We start from the raw sequence: 16152 nt of genomic DNA on the forward strand, positions 1-16152 counted from the left end.
GCTCAGGGCAGCACCCCGCGGGCGAGTACCCGGGCCACCGCTGGATGTACGCGACGGACTCGGGCTTCTGACGCGTCGCGCGCCTCACGCCTCGCGGGCCTCCGCCTCGGCGCGGGCCGTCAGGCCGGCCAGCTCCGTGTCGACGAGCCGGCGCGTGCGGGTCCTGGTCAGCGCGCCGATCAGCGCGGCGAGCGCGCCGACCTGGGTGATCGTCAGCGTCACCCGGGTCCGGCCCTCGCCCGCCGGCTCCACCACGTGCTCGGCCTGGGTGCGGACGCCCGGCACGGCGCTGGTCCAGCCGAACTTGCGCGGCGGGTCCCACTCGTCGACCGTCCAGACGGCCAGCGGCATGCCCGGCTGCTCGACGCGCACGGCGGTGCCGACGCCCGGCGGGTTCGGGCCGTCGACGATCCGGACGGACTCCATCGAGGACGTCCAGCCCGGCATGCTCTCGACGTCGGACAGCACGCGCCAGACCGCCTCGGGCGGCGCCGCGACCTCGGCGGACGTGGTGTAGGCCATCAGCCGTCGCTCCTCGAGTCGCGCCAGCGGACCCACTGCTCGACGGGTGCCAGGTCGTAGTCGGGGCCGGACACGCCGACCGTGAGCAGCGTGGCCCCGGCCGCGAGCAGCGGCCCGCCGAGCACGGCCGGGTCGCCGTTCACGGCCGTCGACCGTTCGACGAGCCGCGTCGTGTCGCGCCCGACGGCGGCCCCGTGCTCGTCCAGGATCGCGGACTTGCGGGCCAGGACGTCGGCGTTGCCGAAGGAGTGCCAGATGTCGGCGTGCTCGGCCACGACGCGGAGCGTCTTGCGCTCGCCGCCTCCACCGATCATGATCGGGATGTCCCGCGTGGGCGCCGGGTTCCCGGCCGCGAGCCGCGCGGTGATGCGCGGCATCGCCTCGGCCAGGCTCGCGATGCGGGTGCCGGCGGTGCCGAACTCGTAGCCGAACTGCTCGTAGTCTCGTCCGAACCAGCCGGCGCCGATCCCGAGGATCAGGCGGCCGCCCGAGATGTGGTCGACGGTGCGCGCCATGTCGGCCAGCAGGTCGGGGTTGCGGTAGGAGTTGCAGGTGACGAGGGCGCCGAGCTCGACACGCTCGGTCTGCTCCGCCCAGGCGCCGAGCATGGTCCAGCACTCGAAGTGCTTGCCGTCGGGATCGCCGGAGAGCGGGAAGAAGTGGTCCCAGTTGAAGATGATGTCGACGCCCAGGTCCTCGGCGCGCAGGACCGCGTCGCGGATCTGGGAGTAGTCGGCGTGCTGCGGTTGGAGCTGAACTCCGATGCGGACGGGTCGGTCGGTCATGCTCGCCAGCCTAGGCAGCGCGCGCCGGTGCCGCCAGGCCTTACGGCTGTCTGCGTGCGGCGACGGCGAAGACCCGGCGGAACTCCAGCGGCGTGCCGTAGGCCCGTTCGGGGTACGCCTCGCGCAGCGCGGCGCCGAAGTCCTCCTCGAACCGCTCGCGCAGCGCCGGGTCGGTGGCCTCGAGCGCGTGGAGCACCGGCTGGGCGCCGGTGGCGGAGATCCAGCGCAGCACCGGGTCCGGGCCCTGCAGGACGTGGACGTAGGTCGTCTCCCACGCGTCGACGGACCAGCCCGGCCCGGCGAGGAGCTCCAGGTACTCCGCCGGGTCGGCGGTGGCGCGGCGCTCCACCGGGCCGCCGAGCGCGGCCGCGTAGGGTTCCCGCGCGGCGACCTCGCGCAGCAGCGCGTGCGACGGCGCGTCGTGGTTGCCGGGCACCTGGAACGCGAAGGCCCGCCGTGCGGAGTCGCGCAGGGCGGGCAGGAGGTCGCGGTGCCCGGGCACCCACTGGAGCATCGCGTGGGAGACCACGACGTCGGCCGGGGCGAGCGCCGTGCCGTCCGGCGACCGGAGGCGGCCCCCGGCGAAGTCGCGGGCGTCGCCGAGCACGTAGTCGGTGCCCGGGTCGCTCTCGCGCGCCGTCGCGATCATGGCGGCGGACGAGTCCACGCCGGTCACCTGCGCGTCCGGCCACCGTTCGCGGAGCACCCCGGTCAGGTGCCCCGGCCCGCAGCCGAGGTCGACGACGGTGCCGGCGTCACCGGGGACGCGTCCGACGAGCTCCGCGAACGGGCGGGAGCGCTCGTCGGTGAACTGCAGGTACCTGGCGGGGGACCAGTCGTCCATCGCGAACTCCTTTTCTCGGCATCGAGTATCTTGATATCAAGATACATGCTCGTGGTGAGTCAGGGGCGACGGGAGGGGGCGAGACCGGACTCGTAGGCCCACCGCGCGACCTCCACCCGGTTGCGCGTACCGGTCTTGGCCATGATCGCCGCCAGGTGCGTCTTGATCGTGCTGAGCCCGAGGTGCAGCTCGTCGCAGATCTCGCCGTTGGTCCGGCCTGTGGCGACCAGGCGCAGCACCGCCTTCTCGCGTTCCGTGAGCGGGTCGGCGGGCGGGGTGACGCCCGGCACGGCCCGGGCGAAGTGCGTGAGCAGCCGGACCGTGACCGCCGGATCGATCAGGGCGTCCCCGTCGGCGGCAGCGTGCACCGCCTGGGCGAGCAGCGCCGGCCCGGCGTCCTTGAGCAGGAACCCGCGTGCTCCGGCGCGCAGGGCGGCGTGCACGTTCTCGTCCAGGTCGAAGGTGGTGATGACGACGACGGCCATCGGGTCGGCCACCTCCGGCCCGGCGAGCAGGCGCGTCGCCGAGACCCCGTCGAGCACCGGCATGCGCAGGTCGAGCAGGCAGACGTCCGGCAGCAGCCGCCGCGCCTCGCGCACGGCCCGGTCCCCGTCCCCGACGTCGGCCACCACCTCGATGCCCGGCTGTGCGTCCAGGATCGTGCACAGGCCGGTGCGCACGATCTCCTGGTCGTCGGCGACGAGGACGCGAACGGTCATCGTGCTTCCCTGCCGTCGCCGGCGGCCGCTCCCGCCGGGGCAGGCAGCACCGCGTGCACGCTCCAGCCCCGCTCGCCGTCCGGCCCTGCCTCCAGCGTGCCGCCGAGCGCGCGGGCCCGCTCGTTCATCCCGGCCAGCCCGAACCCCGTGCCGGACGTCGTCTCCCGGCCGGGCCCGCGCAGGACGTTCCCGGGCGGCACACCGTCGTCGTGCACGGTCAGGTCGACGACGTCCCCGCGGCGTACCAGCGTGACGGTGACCGCGGTGAGGCCGCGGGCGTGACGGCGGGCGTTGGCGACCGACTCCTGGGCGATGCGGAAGACCGCGGTGCCGGTGGCCGTCGGAAGCGTGCCGACCTCGTCGCCCAGGCTCAGCCTGACCGGGGGCGGTCCCGGGTCGGCGAGGCCGCGGAGGCGCTCCAGGCCGCTCGTGAGGTCCTGCGGGGTCTCGCTGCGCAGCACGCCGACCAGGGCGCGCATCTCGCCGAGGGCGCGGCGGGCCTCGGCCTCGACGAGACGCAGCGCCTCGACCGCCACGTCGGAGCCGGCCGGCGCGGCGGCGCCGACCTGGCCGGCCTGTGCCCGGACCGCGACCGCGGACAGGTGGTGGGCGACGGTGTCGTGCAGGTCGCGCGCGATCGTCTCCCGCTCGCGGGCCCGGACCCGGTCCAGCTCGCGCGACCGCCCGATCGACCGCTGTCGCACCACCTCGGCGACGAGCAGGACAAGGAGCAGCACGGTGCCGCCCCCGACGGCGTCGTCGGCGCCGCCGACCCCCGCGACGACGGACAGCGCGACGCCGCCGGCGATCAGGGGCACTCCCCCGAGGATCGCGAGACCCGAGCCCCAGCGGACGAGCGCGTACGGTGCGAGGACCAGGACCACGGCCGAGTACATCGAGGTGGATCCGTGCCCGGCGACGATGTCGGCGACGTCGTGCGCCCCGCCGATGCCCACCGTCCACACGGCGACGGCGAGCGGGTGCACGCGCCGCCAGGGGAGCGTGGCCAGGGCGGCGAGCGCGGCGAGCGCGGACGCGACCGGCCACACGAGGTCCGTGCGGATCAGCGCCTCGGCGACGACGCCGGCGGCCGCGAAGCCGACCACGATCCAGTCGCGCGCCGCGGGCGGCTCGGCGCCCGGAGCCGCGGGCCGCCCGAGAGCGGCACCGAGCGGGCGCCGGAGCGCCGTGCCGTCGGTGGTCCGCATACCGGCGATCGTAGTCATCGGGCGATCCTCGCGGTGCGGCGACGCCGGCGGACGGCCCGTTCCGCCACCAGGGCGTTGATGACCCAGGCCAGGGTCATGAGGATCGTGTTGACGAGCGGCATCGTGGGGTCGTCCGGCTGCGGGTCGGCGACGACGAGCCAGGTGCCGAGGATCACGGCCTGCGTCCCGGCGCCCTGGGCCAGCGCGTAGGCGCGGGTCATCCAGGCGCCGTGCGTGGCGTAGTCGTGCCGCAGCAGCGCACGCACGGCCAGGGCGAGCCCGACGATCATGACGACCCCGACCAGGTAGCGGACGCCGTTGACCACTGCCGTGTCCTTGGCGGGCAGGTCGTAGAACGCCGTCATCCACAGGCCGGACAGGGCGGTCGCGAACCCGGCCGGGACGAGGACCGTGCCGGCGGCCCGGTGCCAGCCGTGGTGCCGGCGCCGGAATCCGGGGGAGAACTGGAGCGCGCCGAGCAGCGCGTAGATCGTGACGGCCACGATGTGCACGAGGACGGGCGCGGGCATCTCGACGAACCGGGCGTTCTCCGCGGTGACGGCGGGGTCGCCCGCGAGCTCGGCGACGCGCATGCTCCCGGCCAGCACGGGGACGAGGGACAGCAGCACGAGGCCGGACGGGACGAGCCAGTCGGCGGGGCGGGATCGCGGACGGACGCGGGCGGCGGGACGGGCGGTCGTGGAGGGCATGCCCCCGAGTCTTCGCTCGCGTTCGTCGTCGCGGTATCGGCCATCCGGCCGGACCTCACCGGCCGGACGGCCGTCGCCGACCGTGCGGGCCCGCGCGCCGTGCCGTCACCGCGTGCGGTGCGTGGCCGCTCCGACGGGGTCCGGCTCCGGTGCGGAGTCGGCGCCGGGCTCCTCCTCCGTCTCCGGCGCCACGTCGATGCGCGCCAGCGAGCGCCGTGCCGACGGTACGGCGAGGATCGTCGCGACCACCACGAACAGCAGCAGGCCCGCCACGATCAGCAGGGACTCCACGGAGAACCGGTCCGCGAGCGGGCCGAACACCACCATGGACAGCGGCATCGCCACGGTCATGACGATCCCGAGGAACCCGAACACGCGCCCCTGCATCTCGGGCTCCACGCGTTCCTGGATGATCGTCATGGAGGGGGTGCTCTGGGCCGCGAACATGACGCCGATCAGCAGGCCGATCCCGAAGAACACCCACATGTTGGTGGACAGCCCCAGCCCGAAGACCAGGATCCCGGTCGCGACGACCGACCCGACGAGCAGCCGCACCCGGTGCGTGATCCGCGGCCCGACCACCGCCATGAGCAGGCCGCCCACCAGCATGCCCGTCCCCCAGAACAGCTCGTTGGCGGTCAGCTTCCAGACCTCGTCGCCGAAGGTGCGGGCGACCATCAGCGGAGTGAGGAAGCTCGGCGCCCCGACGAGGAACATGGTCAGCCCGAACAGCGTCATCAGCCAGCGGACCGGCGCGTGCGCGCGGACGTACCGCACGCCCGCGACGAGGTCGCCGAAGTAGCTCACGGGTGCCGTGCCGGACTCCGCCCGCGTCAGCCGGGGCACCGCGACCAGGGCGAGCATCCCCACGCCGAGCAGTGCCGTGACCACGTCCAGGAAGAAGACGGTCACGATGTCGAAGTTCGCGTAGATCGCGGCCGCCGCAGCGGGGGCGACCAGCATCATCCCGGACTGGACGGACTGGAACATCCCGTTCACGCGCATGAGCTGCCCCGGCGGGGTGATCTGCGGGATCATCGCGCTCACGGCCGGCGTCTGGATGCCGGCGAACACGGACCGCACCGCCAGCGCGGCGTAGATCACCCACAACGAGTCGACGCCGGACAGCATGAGCAGCGCCAGGGCGAGCGTCGCCAGCGCGATCACGAGGTCGGACCCCATGATGAGGAGCTTGCGGTGGTGGCGGTCGGCCCACACGCCCCCGAAGATCGACACGAAGGCCTGCGGCAGCATCCCGAACACGATGCTCAGCATCAGGACGGACCCTGATCTGGTCTCGATGGTCAGGTGCCACATGACCGCGAACATCACGATCATCGACCCGAGCAGCGACACGGTCTGCCCCACGAGGAACAGGGTGACGTTCTTCTTCCAGCCGGCCGTCGCGGGCTCGGCCGGCGGCTCGGCGACAGGGGCGCTCGTGTGGCTCATGCTCTTCCGACGACGGCGGGTGCGGGAACTCATCGGTACGCCGGGCGGGCGGTCTCGACCCGGACGTCTCAAGCACGCCCGAGGTCGAGCACCTCGCGCCGGCCTCATGGCACGAGCAGCACCTTTCCCGTCGTCGCGCGGCCCTCGAGCGCGCGGTGCGCCTCGGCGGCGTCGGCCAGCGGGAACCGCGACCCGACCCGCACGTCGAGCTCGCCCGACGCCGCCCGGCCCAGCACCTCCGCGGCGCGCCACTCCAGCTCGCCGCGGGTGGCCAGGTGGTGCGCGAGCGTGGGACGGGTGAGGAACAGCGACCCCTTCCGGTTCAGCACCTGCGGGTCCAGGGGCGGTACCTGGCCGGACGCCCCGCCGAACAGCACGAGCGTCCCGCGCGGCCGCAGCGAGTCCAGCGACGCGTCGAAGGTCGCCCGGCCCACCCCGTCGTACACGACGTGCACGCCCTCGCCGCCGGTCAGGTCGCGGACGACGGCGGGCAGCTCGGTCGTGACGTCGGACATCGTCGCGTAGTCGATGGTGTGCGCGGCGCCCGCCTCGGCCGACAGCGCGGCCTTCCGGGGCGTCGAGACCGTGGTGAGGACCCGGCCGCCGCGCGCGACGGCGAGCTGCGTGGCCAGCAGCCCGACACCGCCGGCGCCGGCGTGCAGCAGGATGTCGTGCCCCGGTCCCACCTGGAAGGTCGAGGTGACCAGGTAGTGCGCCGTCATACCCTGCAGGGGGAGCGCGGCGGCGGTCTCGAGGTCGAGCCCGCCGGGCACGGGGACCGCCTGCGCGGCCTCGACGACGGCGAGCTCCGCGTACGAGCCCGGGCCCTCCGCCCAGGCGACCCGGTCGCCGACGGCGAACCCGGTGACGTCGTCCCCGGCGGCCTCGACCGTCCCGGCCCCCTCGGCCCCCACGACGTGCGGGAATCTCGTCGGGTACGTGCCGGACCGGCGGTAGGTGTCGATGAAGTTGACGCCGGCCGCCGCGACCCGGACCAGGAGCTGGCCCGGTCCGGGCGTCGGGTCGGGAACCTCGTCGTAGGACAGGACCTCGGGACCGCCCGCCTCGCGGGCCATGACTGCGCGCATGCTGCGACCCTACGACGCGGGTGGGTACCGTACGGTGCGTGACCCGCATCGTCCGCCCGTTCGCCGACACCGACTGGCCCGTGGTCAGGCCGATCATCGAGGCCGTGTGCCGCGAGGGGGAGACGTACACGTACCCGCTCGACATCACCGAGGAGCAGGCGCGCGGCTACTGGCTGGAGCCGCCGCCGGGCGCCGTCGTCGTGCTCGAGGACGACGGCGAGGTGCTCGGCACGGCCAAGATGGGCCCGAACCGACCGGGCCACGGCGACCACGTCGGCACCGCGTCGTTCATGGTCGCTGAGGCCGCGCGGGGCCGGGGCGTGGCCCGTGCGCTGGGCGAGCACGTCATCGCGTGGCACCGCGAGCGGGGGTACCGCGGCATCCAGTTCAACGCGGTGGTCGCGTCCAACGCGCCGGCCGTGCACCTGTGGCAGCGGCTCGGGTTCGAGATCGTCGGCACGGTGCCGGGCGCGTTCCGCTCGCCCGCCCATGGCGAGGTCGGGCTGCACGTGATGTTCCTGCCGCTGGACTGACGACCGCGCTGCCTACGCGTGCCGCGCCGTCTCGTGGCCGACGTGCCCGGCGGGTTCGAGCTGGAACGTCGAGTGCTCGACGCGCACCGCGAACTCGGTGGCGACGCACTGCTGCAGGGCGTCCAGCACCTGGGGCGCGCAGCCCTCCCGGAAGCACGCGTCGTGCACGACGACGTGGGCCGACAGCGTCGGCAGGCCGGTGGCGACGAGCGAGGCGTGCAGGTCGTGCACCTCCGCGACGTGGTCGACAGCGAGCAGGCGGGTCCGCACGGCCTCCAGGTCGAGCCCGGGAGGCGTGGACTCCAGGAGCACGGAGGCGGTCTCCAGCAGCAGCCGCACGGCGCGCGGCAGGATGAGCGCGGCGATCGCGAGCCCGGCCACGGCGTCGGCCCGCTGCCAGCCGGTGGTGGCGATCACCACGGCCGCCACGATGACGCCCACGGAGCCCAGCGCGTCGTTCAGCACCTCCAGAAACGCGGCGCGCAGGTTGAACGACGCCGAGCGCGCCCCGGCCAGCACCGCGAGCCCCACGAGGTTCCCGGCGAGCCCGACGGCGCCGAAGACGAGCAGCTCGACGCCGGGCACCTCGGTGGGCTCGAACAGCCGCAGCACACCTTCGACCAGCGCGTAGACGCCGACGGCGAGCAGCACGGCGGCCTGCGCGAGGGCGGCGAGCACCTCGGCGCGGCGGAATCCCCAGGTGCGCTGCGCGGTGGGCGGCCGCAGCGCGAGCGTGGCCGCGACGAGCGCGATGCCCAGGCCGGCGACGTCGGTCAGCACGTGCGCGGTGTCGACCAGCAGCGCGAGGCTGCCGGTGACCCAGGCACCCACGGCCTGGGCGACGAGGACCGCCGCGCCGACGCCGAACGCGACCGCGAGCCGGCGCCGGTTGCCAGGGGCGGCAGGGTCCGCGCCGTGCGCGTGGTCGTGTGCGTGCTCAGCCATCGGTGCCATCCTCGACGAGCTCGCCCTCCCACGCCTCCCGGCCCTCGTGGACCGCGAAGCCGGCGATGACGAACCCCGCCACCGGGTCGATCCAGGCCGCGCCCGTGAGCGCGAAGGCGACGAGGCCCAGCAGCGTCGACACCGACAGGAGCACGCAGATGCGGGTCTCGGCCGCGTCGGCCAGGATCAGCGGGTCGCGCAGTGCCGTGCCGACGCGGTGCTTGGCGGCCGCCAGGAGCGGCATCACGACCAGCGACGCCACGAGGACGGCGACCGCCAGCGGCGAGGAGGCCGGGACGTCCCCGGTCACCAGGCTCCGGACCCCCTCGAACGTCACGTAGCCGGCCAGGAGGAAGAAGGTCACGGCCACGAGGCGCAGCGTCCGGCGCTCGCGGCGCTCGTCCGCGGCGCCGTCCCGCAGGCGGGCGGCGAGCCGGAGCCCGACCAGGACCGCGGCGGCCGACTCGATGCCGGAGTCGATGCCGAACCCGATGACGGACACCAGCCCGGCCGCGACGCCCGCGGAGATCGCGACCACGCCCTCGACCACGTTGTAGGCGACGGTGAGCTGCGCCAGCCGCAGCCCGCGGCGGGTGAGTCGCCGCGTCTCCCGGGTGGGCGTGTCCTGGCTGGTCACGTCGGGGCCGGTCATCGCGGGTCCCCGCCGGCGCGCGCGCTGCCGTCGACGCCGTGGACCGGGCAGAGGGTGACGGCCGCTCCGGTGAGGGCGAGCAGGCGCTCGGCGGCCGCCAGCAGGTCGAGCATCGCCGCGGAGTGGGTGAGCGAGTAGACGGAAGCCCGGCCCTCCGGCCGGGCCTCGACGAGCCCGCAGTCCCGCAGGCAGGCCAGGTGCTTGGAGACGGTGGACTGCGCGAGGCCGAGGTGCTGGGTCAGGTCGACCACGCGATGCTCGCCGAGCGTCAGGTGCTGCAGGATCGTCAGGCGGGACGGGTCCGAGAAGCCGTGGAAGAGGCACGCGGCGGCGGTGAGCGGGTCCACGGTGCCGGCTTCGGGGGCCTCGGGCGGAGGGGCCGGTGCCACGGCCCGATCAATCGTCATATGGCGATGGTATCGCCTCTCGGCGCGCCTGTCCGGCACCTGTCCGCAGGGCGGCCACCGGGCGGGCGTCCACCGGTGCCCGCGGCGCCGGATCGCGGTTGACACAGCGGCCGTATAAGTATGTAGACTCTCGAATATGTCCTCCACCTTCCGCGTCGCCGTCGCGGGCGCGTCCGGGTACGCGGGCGGCGAGATGCTGCGGCTCCTCGTGTCCCACCCGCTCGCCGAGGTGGGTGCGGTGACCGCGCACACCTCCGCCGGCTCCGCGCTCGGCGAGCACCAGCCGCACCTGCGCTCGCTCGCACACCGGACCATCGAGCCCACCACGCCCGAGGCGCTCGCCGGGCACGACGTCGTCGTGCTCGCGCTGCCGCACGGCGCGTCCGGCGAGATCGCGGCGCGGCTGCCCGAGGGCACGCTCGTGCTCGACCTCGGCGCGGACCACCGCCTGACCGACGCCGGCGCGTGGCAGCAGTTCTACGGCAGCGAGCACGCCGGTTCCTGGCCCTACGGCCTGCCCGAGCTCATCCTCGCGAACGGTGCCGCGCCGTCCGGCGGGCCGGCCCGGCAGCGCGACCTCCTCCGGGGCGCCACCCGCGTCGCCGTGCCCGGCTGCAACGTCACCGCGGTCACGCTCGGCCTGCAGCCCGGCATCGCCGCCGGCCTCGTCGAGGCGTCCGACGTCGTGGCCGTCCTGGCCAACGGCTACTCCGGCGCCGGCAAGAGCCTCCGGCCGCACCTCCTGGCCAGCGAGGCCCTCGGGTCCGCCCAGCCGTACGCGGTCGGCGGCACGCACCGTCACGTCCCGGAGATCATCCAGAACCTGCGCCACGCCGGCGCGCCCGGCGTGCGGCTCAGCCTCACGCCCACCCTCGTCCCGATGGCGCGCGGCATCCTCGCCACCGCCACCGCGCCGCTGGCCGCCGGGGTCGATCCCGCCACCGCGGCGCAGGCGGTCCGCGAAGCGTGGTTGGCCGCGTACGACGACGAGCCGTTCGTCCACCTGCTGCCCGAGGGGCAGTGGCCCAGCACCGCCATGACCCAGGGCGCCAACACGGCCCTGGTCCAGGTCGTGGTCGACGAGGCGGCGGGGCGCGTCGTCACCGTCACCGCGATCGACAACCTGGTCAAGGGCACCGCCGGGCAGGCCGTGCAGGCGATGAACATCGCGCTCGGGCTGGCCGAGACCACAGGTCTCCCCACCGAGGGGGTCGCGCCGTGACCACCGGGACCAGAGCCACCACCGGGCCGACCCGTCCCGCCGGGACGCCGGCCGTCACCACCACAGGAGGAGCACCGTGAGCGTCACAGCCGCCCAGGGCTTCCGGGCTGCCGGCATCACCGCCGGGCTCAAGGCGTCCGGCACGCCGGACCTCGCGCTGGTCGTCAACGACGGCCCGCAGGACGCCGCCGCCGCCGTCTTCACGTCCAACCGCGTGGTCGGCGCCCCGGTCATGTGGTCGCGCCAGGCGGTCAAGGACGGCGCGGCGCGCGCCGTCGTGCTCAACTCCGGCTCCGCCAACGTCTGCACCGGGCCCGGCGGGTTCCAGGACTCCCACGCCACCGCCGAGGCGGTCGCCGCGAACCTCGGTATCGGCGCGATCGACGTGCTCGTCGCCTCCACCGGCGTGATCGGGGTGCCCCTGGCGCGCGAGCGGCTGCTGGCCGGTGTCCCCGTGGTAACCGGGTCGCTGTCCGGCGACGCGGCAGGCGGGCTGTCCGCCGCCGCCGCCATCATGACCACCGACACGGTGCCCAAGACCGCGACCCGCACCGTCGAGACACCCGGCGGCACCGTCACCGTGGGCGGCATGGCCAAGGGGGCCGGGATGCTCGCCCCCGCGCTGGCCACGATGCTGTGCGTCATCACCACGGACGCGGACGCGAGCGGCCTGGACCTGGACGCCGTGCTGCGGGAGGCCACCCGCACCACGTTCGACCGCGTCGACTCCGACGGCTGCCAGTCCACCTCCGACACGGTCGTCCTCATGGCCTCCGGCGCGGCGGGCACCGCCCCGGGCCGCGACGCGTTCGCGGCCGCCGTCACGGAGGTCTGCGGCGACCTGGCCCGCCAGCTCGTCGCCGACGCCGAGGGCGCCGCCCACGACATCGCCGTCACCGTGCGGAACGCGACCACGCAGGACGCGGCGCTCGCGGTCGCGCGGGCGGTGTCACGCTCCAACCTGTTCAAGGCGGCGATCTTCGGCAACGACCCCAACTGGGGCCGCATCCTGTCCCAGGTCGGCACGGTCCCGGAGGAGGTCGCGCCCTTCGACCCCGCAGCGCTCGACGTCTCCGTCAACGGCATTAAAGTGTGCCAAGCGGGTGGCGCGCACGAGTCCCCGGACAAGGTCGACCTGGCAGCGTCCCGAGAGGCCCGGATCGACATCGACCTGCACGCCGGTGAGGCCGAGGTCACCCTCTGGACCAACGACCTCACGCACGCCTACGTCGAAGAGAACAGCGCGTACACCTCATGACCAGTGACGTCGTCGCCGCGCTCACGCCGGACCAGAAGGCCGAGGTCCTGGTCGAGGCCCTGCCGTGGCTGCAGGAGTTCGCCGGTGCCCTCGTGGTGATCAAGTACGGCGGCAACGCCATGGTGCGCGACGACCTGAAGGCCGCGTTCGCGCAGGACATGGTGTTCCTGCGGCAGGTGGGGCTCAAGCCGGTCGTCGTGCACGGCGGGGGTCCGCAGATCACCGCCATGCTCGACCGCCTCGGCATCGAGTCCGCGTTCCAGGGCGGCCTGCGGGTCACCACGCCCGAGACCATGGAGGTGGTGCGCATGGTGCTCACCGGCCAGGTCTCGCGCGAGCTGGTCGGGCTCATCAACGCGCACGGCCCGAACGCCGTCGGCCTGAGCGGCGAGGACGGCGGCCTGCTCGGCGCCGCGCGCCGGCACGCCACGGTCGACGGCGTGCCCGTGGACGTCGGCCTGGTCGGCGACGTCGTGCAGGTGGACCCGCGGGCGGTGCAGGATCTGCTCGACGCGGGCCGCATCCCCGTGGTCTCCACCATCGCACCCGACGTCACCGACCCCACCCAGGTGCTCAACGTCAACGCCGACACTGCCGCGAGCGCCCTCGCGGTCGCGCTGGGCGCGAAGAAGCTGATCGTGCTGACGGACGTGGAGGGCCTGTACACGGCGTGGCCGGACAAGGGCTCGCTGGTGGAGCAGGTCACGGCGTCGGCTCTGCGTGCCCTGCTGCCGAGCCTGGCGGCGGGCATGATCCCGAAGATGGAGGCCTGCCTGCGGGCCGTGGACGGTGGTGTGCCGCGTGCCACGGTGATCGACGGCCGGCAGCCGCACTCGGTGCTGCTCGAAGTCTTCACGACACGCGGGAACGGAACGATGGTGGTGCCGGAATGAGCGAGACGAACGATCTGACGACGGCGGGCGCCGGCGCGCGGCCGGTCGCCCCGGCGGGGCGCGGTGCGGCCGGGCAGGGGGACCTGACGGGTGCCGCCTGGACGGAGCGCTACACGGGTGCGGTGATGGACACGTTCGGTCCGCCGCAGCGTGTGCTGGTGCGCGGTGAGGGCTCGTACGTGTGGGACGCGGACGGGAAGCGGTACCTGGACCTGCTGGCGGGCATCGCGGTGAACGCGCTGGGTCACGCGCACCCGACGCTGACGGCGGCGGTCAGTGCGCAGCTCGGCACGCTGGGGCACACGTCGAACTTCTTCGGGACGCCGGCGCAGATCTCGCTGGCGGAGCGGCTGCTCGCGCTCGCCGGTGCGCCGGAGGGGTCGCGGGTGTTCTTCACGAACTCGGGCACGGAGGCGCTGGAGGCGGCGTTCAAGATGACGCGCCGGGTGCCGGTGTCGGGGTCGGCGGCCGGGTACCCGGGGGAGGCCGACGGCCACCGCACCCGCGTCCTCGCGCTGGAGGGCGGCTTCCACGGCCGGTCGATGGGTGCGCTGGCACTGACGCACAAGCGGGCCTACCGGGAGCCGTTCGAGCCGTTGCCGGGCGGGGTGGAGCATCTGCCGTTCGGCGACGCGGCCGCGCTGGAGGAGGCGTTCTCCCCGGAGGCGGTGGCGGAGCGCGGCGAGGTCGCGGCGTTCGTCGCGGAGCCGGTGCAGGGCGAGGCGGGCGTGCGTCCGCTGCCGCCGGGATACCTGGCGCTCGCGCGGCGTCTCACACGGGAGCACGGTGCGCTGCTGGTCCTGGACGAGGTGCAGACGGGGATCGGCCGCACGGGCGAGTGGTTCGCCTACCAGCATCCGGACGTCCTGGGTGCCGGCGCCGGGCCGGGCGACCTCCCCGACGTCGTGACGCTCGCCAAGGGCCTGGGCGGCGGCTTCCCCGTGGGCGCGGTGATCGCGTTCGGCGAGGAGCCGGCCCGCCTGCTCGGGCGGGGGCAGCACGGCTCCACGTTCGGCGGCAACCCGGTGGCCGCGGCGGCGTGCCTCGCGACGCTCGGTGTCATCGAGCGCGACGGCCTGCTCGCCCACGTGCGCGAGACCGGCGAGCTGTTGCGCCGCGAGATCGAGGGCTGCGGCAACCCGATGGTGGCGGGCGTGCGCGGGCGCGGGCTGCTGCTGGCCGTCCTGCTCGCGGAACCTGTGGCCCCGCAGGTCGTGGCGCGGGCGCTGGACGCCGGGTTCATCGTGAACGCCGTCGCGCCCGATGCCGTCCGGCTCGCCCCGCCGCTCGTCCTGACCGCCGACCAGGCCCGCGACGCCGTCGCGTTCTTCGCCGGCCTGCCCGACCTCACCCCCGAGGAGACCTGATGCCGATCCGGCACTTCCTGGCCGACGACGACCTCACGCCCGCGGAGCAGCGCGAGGTCCTCGAGCTCGCCATGACGCTGCGCGCCGACCGGATCGCCCGCCGCCCGCTGGAGGGCCGGCGTGACGTGCCCGGCTCCGTGGCCTTCGTCACGGACAAGCCGACGCTCCGCACGCAGGTGTCGTTCACCGGCGCCATCACGGACCTCGGCGGATATCCGATGGTGGTGGACGGCAACCTGGCCCAGATCGGCAAGCGGGAGTCCGTGGCGGACACGGCGCGCGTGCTGGGCCGGCAGGTCGCGGCGATCGTGTGGCGCACCTACGGGCAGGACCGGATCGAGGCCATGGCCGCGCACGCGGGCGTGCCCGTCGTGAACGCCCTGACCGACGCCTACCACCCGTGCCAGATCCTGGCCGACCTGGTCACGGTCGCCCAGCATCGCGGGGGAGTGGCGGCTCTGCCCGGCACCACCCTCGCGTACGTGGGCGACGCCGCGAACAACATGGCCGCCTCCTACCTGCTCGGTGGCGCCACCGCGGGCCTGCACGTGCGCGTCGGTGGGCCGGAGGGCTTCCGCCCCGGTGCGGACCTGCTCGCCCGTGCCGCGAAGATCGCCGACGCCACGGGCGGGTCGGTGACGTCGGTCGCCGACCCGGCCGCCGCGGTGGCGGGTGCCGACGTCGTCGCCACCGACACCTGGGTGTCCATGGGTGACGACTCCGCCGGTCGCGAGACGGTCTTCGAGCCGTACCAGGTCAACGCCGGCCTGCTCGCCGGCGCGGCCCCGGACGCGATCGTGCTTCACTGCCTGCCCGCCTACCGCGGCAAGGAGATCACCGACGACGTCCTCGAAGGCCCGCGGAGCGTCGTCTGGGACGAGGCCGAGAACCGCCTCCACGCCCAGAAGGCGCTGCTCGCCTGGCTCCTGGAGGAAGGGGCCCGCCGATGACCGACGCCCGCCGACCGCCGTCGGCCGACGGCGCCTGGGGCGGCGACCTGCCGAACGCCACCCTGACCGTGCCGACCACGAAGGCCGCACGGCACGCACGCATCCTGGACATCATCACGCACACCGCGATCCGCTCCCAGGCCGACCTGGCCAGGGCGCTCGCGGCCCACGGCGTGAAGGTCACCCAGGGCACGCTGTCCCGCGACCTCATCGAGCTCCGTGCCGAGCGGGTGCGCGGCGCCGACGGGTCTCTCGTCTACGCCGTGCCGGGCGAGGGCGGGGACCGCAGCGTGCAGGCGGACCAGGACACCGGGTACCTGGCGGCACGCCTGGCGCGGCTGGCCACGGAGCTCCTGGTCTCGGCGGAGGCGTCCGGCAACCAGGTGGTGCTCCGCACCCCGCCGGGCGCCGCGCAGTACCTGGCGTCCGCGATCGACCACTCCCTGTTCCCCGGGGTGCTCGGCACCATCGCCGGGGACGACACGATCCTCGTCATCGCCCGGGACGCCGACGGCGGCACCGACCTGGCCCAGCGCCTGCTCGCCCTGTCCGCCGGAACACCGTCTGTTTGAATCGAACCACCACAGCTGAGAAAGA

General features: G+C 74.5%; 18 protein-coding genes. 7 read left to right on the forward strand and 11 right to left on the reverse strand.

Features of this window, described 5'->3' with window-relative positions:
- Positions 1-84: 84 nt before the first annotated feature.
- From ACYU96_RS08995 to ACYU96_RS09030, 8 genes are all read right to left on the reverse strand, one after another.
- Complete coding sequence (locus ACYU96_RS08995) at positions 85-522, reverse strand: SRPBCC family protein (RefSeq protein ID WP_460751842.1); 438 nt, start codon at positions 520-522, stop codon at positions 85-87.
- A complete protein-coding gene (locus ACYU96_RS09000; RefSeq protein WP_460751845.1) occupies positions 522-1307 on the reverse strand; it encodes an LLM class F420-dependent oxidoreductase in 786 nt (261 codons plus the stop codon). Before ACYU96_RS09000 ends, ACYU96_RS08995 begins: the two co-directional genes overlap by 1 nt.
- Positions 1308-1347: 40 nt before the next feature.
- On the reverse strand, positions 1348-2151 hold the full coding sequence (locus tag ACYU96_RS09005; protein WP_460751848.1) for a methyltransferase domain-containing protein: 804 nt from the start codon (positions 2149-2151) through the stop codon (positions 1348-1350).
- A 59-nt stretch (positions 2152-2210) separates the two neighbouring features.
- Positions 2211-2870 carry a response regulator gene (locus tag ACYU96_RS09010; RefSeq protein ID WP_460751851.1) on the reverse strand — a complete coding sequence of 220 codons (660 nt, stop codon included), beginning with the start codon at positions 2868-2870 and terminating at the stop codon, positions 2211-2213.
- The gene (locus ACYU96_RS09015; protein ID WP_460751853.1) at positions 2867-4096 is read right to left on the reverse strand and encodes a sensor histidine kinase; all 1230 of its coding nucleotides are present in this window, start codon (positions 4094-4096) and stop codon (positions 2867-2869) included. The genes ACYU96_RS09010 and ACYU96_RS09015 overlap by 4 nt, the downstream gene beginning before the upstream one ends.
- Positions 4093-4788 carry a DUF2306 domain-containing protein gene (locus tag ACYU96_RS09020; RefSeq protein ID WP_460751856.1) on the reverse strand — a complete coding sequence of 232 codons (696 nt, stop codon included), beginning with the start codon at positions 4786-4788 and terminating at the stop codon, positions 4093-4095. Before ACYU96_RS09020 ends, ACYU96_RS09015 begins: the two co-directional genes overlap by 4 nt.
- 105 nt (positions 4789-4893) lie before the next feature.
- On the reverse strand, positions 4894-6240 hold the full coding sequence (locus ACYU96_RS09025) for an MFS transporter (RefSeq protein WP_460751859.1): 1347 nt from the start codon (positions 6238-6240) through the stop codon (positions 4894-4896).
- 104 nt (positions 6241-6344) lie between these two features.
- Complete coding sequence (locus tag ACYU96_RS09030) at positions 6345-7328, reverse strand: quinone oxidoreductase family protein (protein WP_460751861.1); 984 nt, start codon at positions 7326-7328, stop codon at positions 6345-6347.
- Positions 7329-7366: 38 nt separating this feature from the next.
- Here ACYU96_RS09030 and ACYU96_RS09035 point away from each other — a divergent pair, with 38 nt between their 5' ends.
- Positions 7367-7861, forward strand: a complete 495-nt coding sequence (locus ACYU96_RS09035; RefSeq protein WP_460751864.1) for a GNAT family N-acetyltransferase — start codon at positions 7367-7369, stop codon at positions 7859-7861.
- Positions 7862-7873: 12 nt separating this feature from the next.
- Here ACYU96_RS09035 and ACYU96_RS09040 read toward each other — a convergent pair whose 3' ends face one another.
- From ACYU96_RS09040 to ACYU96_RS09050, 3 genes are read right to left on the reverse strand one after another with little or no spacing between them, the layout of a single operon-like run.
- The gene (locus ACYU96_RS09040) at positions 7874-8806 is read right to left on the reverse strand and encodes a cation diffusion facilitator family transporter (RefSeq protein ID WP_460751867.1); all 933 of its coding nucleotides are present in this window, start codon (positions 8804-8806) and stop codon (positions 7874-7876) included.
- The gene (locus ACYU96_RS09045; RefSeq protein WP_460751870.1) at positions 8799-9458 is read right to left on the reverse strand and encodes a cation transporter; all 660 of its coding nucleotides are present in this window, start codon (positions 9456-9458) and stop codon (positions 8799-8801) included. The genes ACYU96_RS09040 and ACYU96_RS09045 overlap by 8 nt, the downstream gene beginning before the upstream one ends.
- Entirely contained in the window at positions 9455-9865 is a 411-nt protein-coding gene (locus ACYU96_RS09050; protein WP_460751873.1) for an ArsR/SmtB family transcription factor, read from the reverse strand. Before ACYU96_RS09050 ends, ACYU96_RS09045 begins: the two co-directional genes overlap by 4 nt.
- 136 nt (positions 9866-10001) lie before the next feature.
- On the opposite strand from ACYU96_RS09050, the gene argC reads away from it, so the two are divergent.
- The 6 genes from argC (at position 10002) to ACYU96_RS09080 (ending at position 16127) form a co-directional block, all read left to right on the forward strand.
- Positions 10002-11087 (forward strand): N-acetyl-gamma-glutamyl-phosphate reductase, encoded by a 1086-nt coding sequence (gene argC, locus ACYU96_RS09055; RefSeq protein ID WP_460751876.1) that lies wholly within the window; start codon positions 10002-10004, stop codon positions 11085-11087.
- A 76-nt stretch (positions 11088-11163) separates the two neighbouring features.
- On the forward strand, positions 11164-12345 hold the full coding sequence (gene argJ / locus ACYU96_RS09060) for a bifunctional glutamate N-acetyltransferase/amino-acid acetyltransferase ArgJ (RefSeq protein ID WP_460751879.1): 1182 nt from the start codon (positions 11164-11166) through the stop codon (positions 12343-12345).
- A complete protein-coding gene (gene argB, locus ACYU96_RS09065) occupies positions 12342-13238 on the forward strand; it encodes an acetylglutamate kinase (protein WP_460751882.1) in 897 nt (298 codons plus the stop codon). Before argJ ends, argB begins: the two co-directional genes overlap by 4 nt.
- A complete protein-coding gene (locus tag ACYU96_RS09070; RefSeq protein ID WP_460751885.1) occupies positions 13235-14605 on the forward strand; it encodes an acetylornithine transaminase in 1371 nt (456 codons plus the stop codon). The genes argB and ACYU96_RS09070 overlap by 4 nt, the downstream gene beginning before the upstream one ends.
- Positions 14605-15555, forward strand: a complete 951-nt coding sequence (gene argF, locus ACYU96_RS09075) for an ornithine carbamoyltransferase (protein ID WP_460751887.1) — start codon at positions 14605-14607, stop codon at positions 15553-15555. The genes ACYU96_RS09070 and argF overlap by 1 nt, the downstream gene beginning before the upstream one ends.
- Positions 15552-16127, forward strand: coding sequence for an arginine repressor (locus tag ACYU96_RS09080; RefSeq protein ID WP_460751890.1), 576 nt, complete (start codon positions 15552-15554; stop codon positions 16125-16127). Before argF ends, ACYU96_RS09080 begins: the two co-directional genes overlap by 4 nt.
- Positions 16128-16152: the final 25 nt, after the last annotated feature.

The organism is Myceligenerans cantabricum (genome assembly GCF_054777735.1).

Excerpts from the sequence above, each read along its gene's own strand:
- ACYU96_RS08995 (WP_460751842.1), bottom strand. The coding sequence starts at position 522 with ATGGCCTACACCACGTCCGCCGAGGTCGCGGCGCCGCCCGAGGCGGTC.
- ACYU96_RS09000 (WP_460751845.1), bottom strand. The coding sequence starts at position 1,307 with ATGACCGACCGACCCGTCCGCATCGGAGTTCAGCTCCAACCGCAGCAC.
- ACYU96_RS09005 (WP_460751848.1), bottom strand. The coding sequence starts at position 2,151 with ATGGACGACTGGTCCCCCGCCAGGTACCTGCAGTTCACCGACGAGCGC.
- ACYU96_RS09010 (WP_460751851.1), bottom strand. The coding sequence starts at position 2,870 with ATGACCGTTCGCGTCCTCGTCGCCGACGACCAGGAGATCGTGCGCACC.
- ACYU96_RS09015 (WP_460751853.1), bottom strand. The coding sequence starts at position 4,096 with ATGACTACGATCGCCGGTATGCGGACCACCGACGGCACGGCGCTCCGG.
- ACYU96_RS09020 (WP_460751856.1), bottom strand. The coding sequence starts at position 4,788 with ATGCCCTCCACGACCGCCCGTCCCGCCGCCCGCGTCCGTCCGCGATCC.
- ACYU96_RS09025 (WP_460751859.1), bottom strand. The coding sequence starts at position 6,240 with ATGAGCCACACGAGCGCCCCTGTCGCCGAGCCGCCGGCCGAGCCCGCG.
- ACYU96_RS09030 (WP_460751861.1), bottom strand. The coding sequence starts at position 7,328 with ATGCGCGCAGTCATGGCCCGCGAGGCGGGCGGTCCCGAGGTCCTGTCC.
- ACYU96_RS09040 (WP_460751867.1), bottom strand. The coding sequence starts at position 8,806 with ATGGCTGAGCACGCACACGACCACGCGCACGGCGCGGACCCTGCCGCC.
- ACYU96_RS09045 (WP_460751870.1), bottom strand. The coding sequence starts at position 9,458 with ATGACCGGCCCCGACGTGACCAGCCAGGACACGCCCACCCGGGAGACG.
- ACYU96_RS09050 (WP_460751873.1), bottom strand. The coding sequence starts at position 9,865 with ATGACGATTGATCGGGCCGTGGCACCGGCCCCTCCGCCCGAGGCCCCC.
- argC (WP_460751876.1), top strand. The coding sequence starts at position 10,002 with ATGTCCTCCACCTTCCGCGTCGCCGTCGCGGGCGCGTCCGGGTACGCG.
- argB (WP_460751882.1), top strand. The coding sequence starts at position 12,342 with ATGACCAGTGACGTCGTCGCCGCGCTCACGCCGGACCAGAAGGCCGAG.
- ACYU96_RS09070 (WP_460751885.1), top strand. The coding sequence starts at position 13,235 with ATGAGCGAGACGAACGATCTGACGACGGCGGGCGCCGGCGCGCGGCCG.
- argF (WP_460751887.1), top strand. The coding sequence starts at position 14,605 with ATGCCGATCCGGCACTTCCTGGCCGACGACGACCTCACGCCCGCGGAG.
- ACYU96_RS09080 (WP_460751890.1), top strand. The coding sequence starts at position 15,552 with ATGACCGACGCCCGCCGACCGCCGTCGGCCGACGGCGCCTGGGGCGGC.